This window comes from Oleiphilus sp. HI0125, assembly GCF_001635355.1.
The window spans coordinates 1-10,227 of the sequence record NZ_LWGF01000002.1; the positions used below are offsets into that span (position 1 = coordinate 1).

At 43.3% G+C, this 10,227-nt stretch carries 7 protein-coding genes; 2 read left to right on the forward strand and 5 right to left on the reverse strand.

Features of this window, described 5'->3' with window-relative positions; translation table 11 throughout:
• The 3 genes from A3762_RS00245 to aceE form a co-directional block, all read right to left on the reverse strand.
• The coding region (locus A3762_RS00245) for a PilZ domain-containing protein (RefSeq protein ID WP_156493080.1) at positions 1–593 on the reverse strand (593 nt) is incomplete at its 3' end.
• 52 nt (positions 594–645) lie between these two features.
• Entirely contained in the window at positions 646–2,277 is a 1,632-nt protein-coding gene (locus tag A3762_RS00250; RefSeq protein ID WP_068753521.1) for a dihydrolipoyllysine-residue acetyltransferase, read from the reverse strand.
• 12 nt (positions 2,278–2,289) lie between these two features.
• Positions 2,290–4,941 (reverse strand): pyruvate dehydrogenase (acetyl-transferring), homodimeric type, encoded by a 2,652-nt coding sequence (aceE, locus tag A3762_RS00255; protein WP_068753523.1) that lies wholly within the window; start codon positions 4,939–4,941, stop codon positions 2,290–2,292.
• A gap of 248 nt (positions 4,942–5,189) precedes the next feature.
• On the opposite strand from aceE, the gene A3762_RS00260 reads away from it, so the two are divergent.
• A complete protein-coding gene (locus tag A3762_RS00260; RefSeq protein ID WP_068753525.1) occupies positions 5,190–5,768 on the forward strand; it encodes a hypothetical protein in 579 nt (192 codons plus the stop codon).
• 63 nt (positions 5,769–5,831) lie between these two features.
• Here A3762_RS00260 and crp read toward each other — a convergent pair whose 3' ends face one another.
• On the reverse strand, positions 5,832–6,473 hold the full coding sequence (gene crp / locus A3762_RS00265) for a cAMP-activated global transcriptional regulator CRP (RefSeq protein ID WP_068473863.1): 642 nt from the start codon (positions 6,471–6,473) through the stop codon (positions 5,832–5,834).
• A gap of 226 nt (positions 6,474–6,699) precedes the next feature.
• Here crp and A3762_RS00270 point away from each other — a divergent pair, with 226 nt between their 5' ends.
• Positions 6,700–7,119, forward strand: a complete 420-nt coding sequence (locus A3762_RS00270; protein WP_068753527.1) for an OsmC family protein — start codon at positions 6,700–6,702, stop codon at positions 7,117–7,119.
• Positions 7,120–7,122: 3 nt separating this feature from the next.
• Here A3762_RS00270 and A3762_RS00275 read toward each other — a convergent pair.
• Positions 7,123–10,227: DUF1631 family protein (locus A3762_RS00275; protein ID WP_156493081.1), on the reverse strand; the 3,105-nt coding region annotated here is incomplete at its 5' end.

Genomic DNA, 10,227 nt, shown 5'->3' on the forward strand with positions numbered 1-10,227 from the left:
AAACAACGAATCAAATTCTCTTCGGTTAGGCCAATATTACTCACCGTACCAAAGACCTTTTGTAAGCCGTGAACTGTCCCCAAACTAAATTCCACTCGCATACCATCGAAAAGAGTGAAGTCAGAATTAATATTTGAAGCGACAAAACCATGTAGCGATAAACTTTCTACTTCGAAGTATGAACTTTGCTTGTAAGCAAAGGGATGAACAAGCTGGCCTTTTAAGCTTTGTTCTGCGTTGAGTAATATCGGTTGAAAATTACCATGTGGATTACTCTGCTCATGCTCTATGACCGCTGAGACCTTAGTTCCTTGCTGTCGATCGGAGCGAATATCAATGACAATGCCACGTAAATCATATTCGTAACCAATCATTGGACTCACTCTCAATGAGACAGGCCCACCTACTTGCAGATTATGCTGGCTATGATGAGGAATATTGATTGCGAAACCAATACTAGAAAAGTCATTTAGGGAGGCCTCGATTTGCCCCCCTGGCATTAGAACGCTCGCTCGGAAACCATGTTTACCGCTAAGAGCCTGACGTGCAATACGCCTATCTTCATGCCGAATGAAACGAGTCTGAAATTCCATATCCCTAATCTACCCTTATGATTTTTTTATTTCTGGTGGACTAGGGTCTAGTTTAAAGCAAAAGCTCGCGAATATCAGACAAATATTTAGCTATGACGCCACTAAATCTTGCAGCATCTGCTCCGTTTACTGCACGATGGTCGTAAGACAACGACAAGGGCAGCATTAAGCGCGGGTGGAATTCACCGTTAGAGTATATCGGTTTCATTTGCGCCTTTGAGACACCGAGAATTGCGACCTCAGGTTGATTAACAATTGGCGTAAACGCAGTCCCTCCAACACTTCCCAAACTAGAGATAGTGAAACAAGCCCCCTGCATGTCGGCTGGGGATAATTTGCGGGCTTTGGCTTTTTCAGCTAGTTCACCAAGCTCTGCAGCTATCTCCCATAAATCTTTATGTAGCACGTCTTTGATCACTGGGACAACCAATCCATAGCTCGTATCTACTGCAATACCGATGTTGTAATAATGCTTCTGAATAATCTGATTATTCGCCATATCAAGTGAAACATTAAACTGAGGTAGATCCTTCAGCGCATGTGCACATGCTTTGATCATAAAGGGCAAAGGCGTCAACTTAAGGCCTTTAGCCGCTGCCGCATCTTTTTTCGACTTTCTGAAAGTTTCTAACTCGGTAATATCTGCTTCATCAAACTGCGTAACATGTGGAACATTGTTCCAACTCGACTGCATATTCTTAGCAGTTAACGCGTGTAATTTTTCAAGTTTACGTATTTCAACTTCACCAAACTTTACAAAGTCCGGAAGCTCTGGCTGAACTGGCCCTGAAGACACGATTCCATTTTGCGCAGCTTGAACTTGCGCTTTTATATAGGCATTCAAGTCATCTTTCTGAATTCGCCCCCTCGGACCAGTCGGACTGACTCTATCCAAATAAACACCAAGCTCTCTCGCTAATTTTCGAACGGCTGGCCCTGCATGCACACTATCATTCTGCTCATGAGGTTGCATTGCACTCGATGGAACTGATGAATTCGTTTGGCTCGACGGCTTAACGCTCTTAGCTTCCGAAGTTGAAGTCTTTGCGTTTTGCTCTTTTAAAGGTGGTGTCGCGTTGTTTTCTGGTTCGCTAGTAGCTTGCGTTTTGATCAAAGCGATAACATCGCCTTCTTTGACTTTGTCACCAAGAGAAACTTTAAAATCTAGAATCTCTCCCGCTACGGGACAAGGTATATCCATCGAGGCCTTATCAGATTCAAGCACAATGATGGCATCATCAGCATTAAGGTTTGTCCCTACACCAGCGCAAAGCTCAATGACCTCTACCTCATCGGCTCCGCCAAGGTCAGGTACAATGACTTTAGTAGTTGTCGATTCTGAAACTGCTTTCGGCACATTTTGCTCTGGCGCAGCTTCCTGAATTTCAGCAATAGGCTCTTCTTTAACATCCTCTTTCTGTTCGCCGCTTTCTGGTTCATCAGAACTCTCTGCAGATACAGATATTAGAGTATCACCTTGTTTTACTTGGTCACCGACTTTCACCTTAATGGCATCAATAACACCAGCACTCGTTGCCGGTACTTCGATGCTCGCCTTATCTGATTCAAGCACGATAATCGGATCATCAATCGCGATCGAATCCCCTACATCCACTAATAGCTCAATAACTTCAACCGCGTCTTCGGTACCTACGTCAGGAACGTAAATTTCTATACTATTCATACGTTCCTCCTATTACCGCAACATTGGCGCAATACTACTGCGATCAATTTTATATTTTCGCATGGCCTCAAGACTTACACTTGAGTCAATTTTTCCTTGTTTAGCGAGACTGTCGAGTGCTGCGATAACGACGTAATAACGATCAACCTCAAAGAATTGACGTAATTTCTCTCGCGTATCGCTGCGCCCAAAGCCATCCGTTCCTAACACTGTATAGGGAGCATCGACATACGCTCTAATTTGTTCTGCATAAAGACGCATGTAGTCAGTTGAGGCGATGACAGGGCTTTCAGAGCTTCCTAAACATTGCTCTACATATGATGATTTAGCTTTCGCATCAGGATTAAGCAGATTCCAACGCGAACATAGCTGGCCATCGCGCGCGAGCTCATTAAAACTCGTTACACTCCATACACTAGAGGCAACGCCATAATCATCTTTTAATAACTGTCCTGCGGCAGCGACTTCGTTATAAATAGTACCACTACCCAGTAATTGAACATGAAGATCACCGCCAGAATTTAGCTCTTCACGTTTATACATGCCGCGAAGGATTCCCTCTTCACTGCCTTTGACCAAAGGAAGCTGTTTATAGTTTTCGTTAGTAATTGTCAGATAGTAATAAACAGATTCATTGTCTTCGTACATTCGCTTCATGCCATGCTGAACAATTACTGCCATTTCACATGCAAATGCTGGATCGTAAGATAAACAATTCGGGATAGTTGATGCTAATACATGGCTATGCCCGTCTTGGTGCTGCAAGCCTTCACCATTTAAGGTGGTTCGACCTGCGGTGCCGCCTATTAAAAATCCTCGAGCACGCATATCACCAGCCGCCCAGGCAAGATCTCCGACACGCTGAAAACCAAACATGGAGTAATAGATATAAAACGGGATTAGCGGATAATCGTGTACACTATAAGATGTCGCACAGGCAATCCATGCAGCCATTGCACCGGCTTCATTAATGCCTTCCTCTAGTATTTGACCAGCTTGATCCTCACGATAATACATGACCTGATCACGATCATTTGGCACATACTTTTGCCCTTCAGAGGTATAGATGCCTAGTTGTCTGAACATGCCTTCCATACCAAATGTCCGAGCTTCGTCTGGAACGATTGGCACGACTCTTTTTCCGATACGTTTTTCTTTAGTAAGAGAAGAAAGCATACGAACGAAGGCCATTGTCGTTGAGATTTCTCTATCACCTGATCCATCAAGCTGAGCTTGGAACACATCAAGCCCTGGAACTGAAAGCGGTGCACTTTTTTGTCGACGTTTTGGAAAGAAACCACCAAGTTCTTCACGACGCCTTTTCATGTAGATCGCTTCAGGGCTATCTGGTGCAGGACGATAATAAGGAACATCCCCTATTTTTTCGTCACTAATCGGAACGCCAAATCTATCCCTAAATGCTTTTAAGGTATCGATATCAAGTTTTTTGAGAGAGTGGGTTGTATTCGTCGCCTCGCCCATTTTACCGAAACCGTAACCTTTAACAGTATGCGCTAAGATAACGGTTGGCTGACCTTTATGATGCACGGCCTTATGATATGCCGCGTAGACTTTATATGGGTCGTGACCTCCACGGTTTAGCTGCTCAATATCTTCATCCGTTAGATTATCTGCCAACTTCCCGAGCTCAGGATAACGACCAAAGAAGTGCTTACGTGTATACGCGCCACCGTTGGACTTAAAGCTCTGCATTTCTCCATCAACAAGCTCATTCATAGCTTGTTGCATTGCACCATTTTCATCCTGCTCAAATAGCGGATCCCATTTACGCCCCCAAACAACCTTTAAAACATTCCAGCCTGCGCCTCTAAACACACCTTCTAATTCTTGGATGATTTTACCATTGCCACGCACCGGTCCATCCAAACGCTGCAGATTACAGTTCACAACAAAAATAAGATTATCGAGTTTTTCTCGACCTGCTAAGGCAATTGAGCCAAGAGTTTCAGGTTCATCCGTTTCACCGTCACCAATGAAACACCATACTTTTCTCTCACCTTTATCTGTTAAGCCTCGGCTATGGAGATACTTCATGACATGGGCTTGATAAATCGCCTGTAAAGGACCAAGCCCCATAGAAACCGTCGGGAATTGCCAATAATCCGGCATTAACCATGGATGCGGGTATGAAGATAGACCATCCCCATCCACCTCATTTCTGAAACGATCCATCTGACCTTCGTCAAATCGTCCCTCTAAATATGAACGCGCATAAATACCTGGAGATGAGTGCCCTTGGACATACACTAAGTCAGCTTCTCGCTTATCATCACCGGCATGAAAGAAATAGTTGAAACCAACATCGTATAGCGTCGCGCTAGAAGAAAATGACGAAATATGACCACCGAGAGCGCCCGGACGATCATTTGCGCGCAATACCATTGCCATCGCGTTCCACCGAATCAAGGAGCGAATACGACGCTCCATGAATAAATCACCAGGCATTCTGGCTTCGTCTTTTAGCGGAATCGTGTTGCGATAGGGAGTAACGACAGAATGCGTTGGCAATAAACCACTCGAAGCGCCTAGGTCTTGCAGTCGAGAAAGGATATACTGCGCGCGTTCGAGCCCTTCAAACTTAATTAGTGAGCTGAGGGCATCTAGCCATTCTTCAGTACCATTTGGGTCCTGATCTGAGTTCATAATTACTCCGTACACTTATGTGATTTTGCATATATGGACAAAATGTACTGAAATGGCCGACAAAAACATTCCAATTCCGCGCCAAATTGCTCATAATTTAAACAAACGTAATATTTGTTCCGACCTTTCGGAACGAACACAAACGGTGGAATAAAAGAGTAGTCGAGATTTTTTTTAGTGCGTGTTCGCGAAAATGTAAATCTTGCCTAACTGGTTAACTAAATATAACGACAATCTAGCAATTTACAATGAAATACTTATACTCAACATTCACATTATTGATGAGCTTCTCATTTTTTGCCTATGCGGTTGAGCCGCTGTCTGAAAATGACATGAGTGATCTAGCGCTAGACTCTGGAAGCGGGCTGCTCCAAATATACGGACCAACTGCTGCGGGCTTGCGTGTCGAAGCTCTTGGCAAGAATGAAGAACCTCCCGAAAATGAGTCCACTGACGATACATCCATCAAATCTGCCGAATCGACGATAAAATCACTGGAAGATCAGTTGACGGAAGAGTTCCAGCGAGAGCGTCCTGACTTAGAGTTTGACCCAAACCTACAAGCTATCGTTAAACCTAATGAACGCGTAGTGGGTGACGCAGCCTCTTTTGATACCTTAAGTCAGATTCAGTACAACAAAAGCAATTTTAAACATGAAGCAACGTTCAATTCAGATGGAAGCGTGCAACATGATAGAGACCTTCAGATCGACTTGCTGAAGTTTGAAAATATCGGTGGGGATGATTTGAACGACCCGAGCACGATCGGAAGTATTTATATCTCTGACTGGACGTCTCAAGGATCTACGACAACTCAAGTACGATAGTTCTAAAAGCCAAAAACAAAAAAGGCGCATCGAAATGCGCCTTTTTTTATATGTCGCTTACGTCTATCTCGTTCCGTATACAACCATCGTCTTACCTTTCACTTGGACGAGACCCTGCTCTTCAAGTGTCTTTAGTACTCGACCTACCATTTCACGAGAACAGCCAACGATACGTCCGATTTCTTGACGCGTAATTTTAATCTGCATGCCGTCTGGGTGAGTCATCGCATCTGGCTCCTTACACAGATCAAGTAGTGTTCTTGCAACACGTCCTGTCACATCAAGGAAAGCTAGATCTCCAACTTTGCGAGTAGTTTGGCGTAGACGGGACGCCATTTGCTCACCAATGAAGTAAAGAATACGAGGATCTTGATTAGAAATCTCTCTAAATTTGGTATAGCTAATTTCAGCTACTTCACATTCTGTCTTCGCTTTAACCCAAGCACTGCGCGAGTCCATGTTATCGAACAAGCCCATTTCACCGAAGAAATCACCAGTATTGAGGTAAGCCATGATCATCTCGCGACCATCATCATCTTCAATAATGACAGTAACTGAGCCTTTAATGATATAGAACAAAGAATCACTTTTATCACCGGCATAAATAATCGTACTTTTGCTTGGGTACTTACGGCGGTGACACTGACTTAAGAAAAAATCCAAGTGCTTAGTTTTACTTTCTACTGGTTTTAAGATTGTGGACATTCGACACACCTTTTTATGCATATATGCAAACGAGCTACTCGGCTCACTTCGCTTTTTTATATTATGCCTTCAAGACCGAATAACACCTCTGTCGATGTTTAACTGCTCTCGGCAACTTATTGATAGTTAAAAGTATAGACTAATAAATCAAATACACATTTATAAAAATAAACTCTGTTTTGTGGTACTCTCGCGCCATAGTTAAACGCATTATTTAGGCAATTTTATGAAAGCAGAAATACGTTGGGGCGGCAACGCTAAATTCGTAGCAGAATCTGGTTCCGGCCATACAATCACAATGGACGGTCCTCCAGATCATGGTGGCAAGAACCAAGGTCCTCGTCCAATGGAAATGATTTTACTTGGCTTAGGTGGCTGCACTAGCTTTGATGTAATGAGCATCCTCAAAAAGTCTCGCCAAGACGTCACTGACTGTGTTGCTAACATCACGGCCGAGCGCGCTGATGAAGTTCCAAGCGTGTTCACAAAAATCGATATCCATTTCACTGTTACTGGAACAAAGCTTAAAGAGAGCCTTGTTAAAAGAGCTGTAGAACTTTCAGCTACTAAGTACTGCTCTGCTTCAATCATGTTTGAAAAAGCTGATGTAGAAATCACCCACAGCTACGAAATTAAAGAAGCTTAGTCCTTAACTGTACTCTTTTGCTGGCCCGACTCGCTCTCCTTGAGCGAAGTCGGCTCCTTGTATTTTTGCTTTTTGCATCGCAATAGCTGAATCAACATTAGAAACAATCACCAATTTACCGAAGTGTTGAGCCAACTCAATCAGTGATCGCTCAGTCTCTTCTAACTCTTGCGAAGACTGCAAAGTATTCGCTGCCATCGTCACCGAATCAATCGGTAACAACTCCACTAAGTCGGGCGAGCATTGCTTAGTTCCATATCCAGCCAGACTAAATTTCACCCCTAAGTTCTGAAGATCCATCATTAAATCAGCTACTAAATAAGGATTAGACACACTGTCTAGGTCATATATCTCAAACCACAAATCATCTGCGGCTATATGCCCCTTCATCAATACCTTCTGCAAAGACTGACTAAAATTCTCATCAAAAAATGCTGAGCTATGTATTGGAATTCTGCCAACACCTATATCATTTTGATTTAAGCGAGCATCGATGTAGTTCAACCACCAGGAGTTAATGCTCACTCCTTCGTCTTTGTTTACTGCTAGATAGTTACTGTCCGCATCCGGCTCGATACAGCTCAACGCTAAATGGTCTGAAATAGGATTGTTCGAAAGGTTTTTAACAGGCTGTGCCATCACCTGGAAATACGACAAATCATCAATCGCAAATCGAGAAGATGCGCTTTCTGTTTGAGAAAGTTCAACCTGAACATCGCCAGATACTTTACGATCAATCTTCCTTAGGCTCTGCTCAGCACTCGATAACAAGCTGCGCTCATTATGAAAACCTAGATAGCCCCGCACCTCACTCGACAACACAACAAACGGCGTATCAAATTCGACACCAATCTGTGCTGTACGCCCCGCAATCTCTTTTGCTTGTGCAATTTGTTCATTCAGGGTTTTACCAGAAATAAATATCGCAAAGTCATAGCGATTTAGACGTGCGACCGATGCTTGGTCTGCCTCAAAATTACGAAGAACCTCGCCAATCGCCTCTACGGCTTTATTCTCTAAACTCTCGGGTAATTCACCCAACAGACAACGAATTAGCATCATCGCACACGGGGAAGTTCTCTCTCCGCTTTGCATTCGGCGACGAACATTCCCTCTAAATTCATCTTCAGTTTGAAGGCCTGTTAGTTGATCTGTCGATGCGCCTAACGCAAGTCTCTCGTAAACATCCTTAACCATATCATCGAGCCCCTGTTTAACGAGAGACTGATCATAATTAGGGTCAGGAGTAATCGATTGGAGCTTTAGATATTCCGACAATTTCAAAAGCCCAAGTTCTATAACTTTTAAACCTTGGTGATTCACAAAAACAAATTTGCTATATCCTTTCGCAATCCAGACTAAACGAATGAATTGAATCGACTCACCATCCTTGTCAAACCTCATCCAAGCATTTAGGGGGATAGATTTCGCACGCTTAATCCACGGAACCAAGCGTTCTGATTTTTCTTTGTTGGTATTCTCTCGATCGGCTTTCTTAATATCGCTCACGAGTGGCAAGGTCTGTCCAGGAATCATCTTGTGCTGATTATGCTGAGCATCAAGCACTAAGTTTTTAAGAGATTCTCGGACTGACTTCGCAACATCTTGCCCGCCTGAAATCTGCATTAATCCTTGTTGAATAAACGGAACGTATTTCTTAGCCTCAAATCCACTCTCGGGCTTTCGGCCAAATTGAATCAACGCATTTAAGGCTTGAAAGCCATTTTTTACTTGGTCGCTATCAATGCCATGCTTAACAGCTTCTAACTGCAAAAAGTCTAACCAACCCGAATTCAGCATTTCTTCGACAGCAACAGGTACGTCCCCATCAAGGAGATACACTATGCGTTGTTCTAATTCAGCACGAATATCTTCTAATCGATGTGCATTATCCGCTGCCGTAGCAACCCGCTCTACATTTTTCAGATACTGAGAATGCTGCTTGACCATTAGCGCATCGAGTTCAGTTTTAACCTCATCAATAACGCCCGAGTTTTCATTTAACTCCGTATTAATTCGTTCAAGCAACGCTGAAATTTTTTGATGCCCTACACGTCCCAAACGGTTGCCTCGTGCACCGAGTTTGGCAATACGATTAAGCACATCACGAAGAGGGCTATTTTGATCTTCAAAGAAAGTATCGTTTTCCAAAAGTTGGCGTAAAACTGGTATTTCTAATCGAAACAGATGTTGTTTGCCTTCAGAGCTAATACGCGGATTATTTTGTAATGATCCAAAGAAACGATCAATAACGTCTACTTGTCCTTGTTGCTCATGCGATAGAGCTTTCTCTTCATCTTCTCCAGTATTTAAGCTTTGAAGAACACGAGACAATAAGCTTAAGGCTTCACCCTCGCTATCAAGAGAACGTGTTGGGATTTGCTTCTGCGCAAGCCCTTCGTTCAACTCATTCGAACTAAAAGCTGAAACAGAATCATCAATTTGTGCGGTCTTCTTAGATGAGAAGCTACTCAAGATATTTCTAAAAATTGAAAAGGACTGAGCTTCTTTAATCTGTTCTTGGTCAACACCTGGCTCGACAGGAATTGATTTACCAGTAATGTTGCTAGCAGAAATATTACCTTGATCAACGCCAGCATGATTCAATGATTGCTGGCGATATCCAAAAGGCCTGTTAACTTGAGAGGACGAGGGCGATTGTTGAGAAGAGTTGCTTTCAGAAACAGAGTCGACAATAGGGCCACTTGTTTCTGAAGCGGGCTTTGCATTAGCAGACGCATTTGATGCAGTAGTCTGAGCTGAATCATTAAGAGCTTCGTCTTCTACCGAAGGCTCGGAGTCTTTGCTTTCTGGCAGATCGGGTGAAACAACTTTCTCTTTGGCCAGAGAGCTAAGACTCTTATCCGCTAGAATACCTTCAGCTTCAAGCGTGCTATTGAGCTTTTGATATAGCTCATCCAGCACACCATGCAATGCCTTTTCGTATAGTTTGAATGCAAGCTTTTCCAGAGTTGGGTCATTAACGAAACGATGTATCGCTGAACGAAATGCGTAAACCGCTCGTTCTGGACCTAAGGGGCTACTGCTCGCAATCGGACTATGATAATTCATTGCATCCGTGCGCATTTTTAGTAGCAATAAATCTGT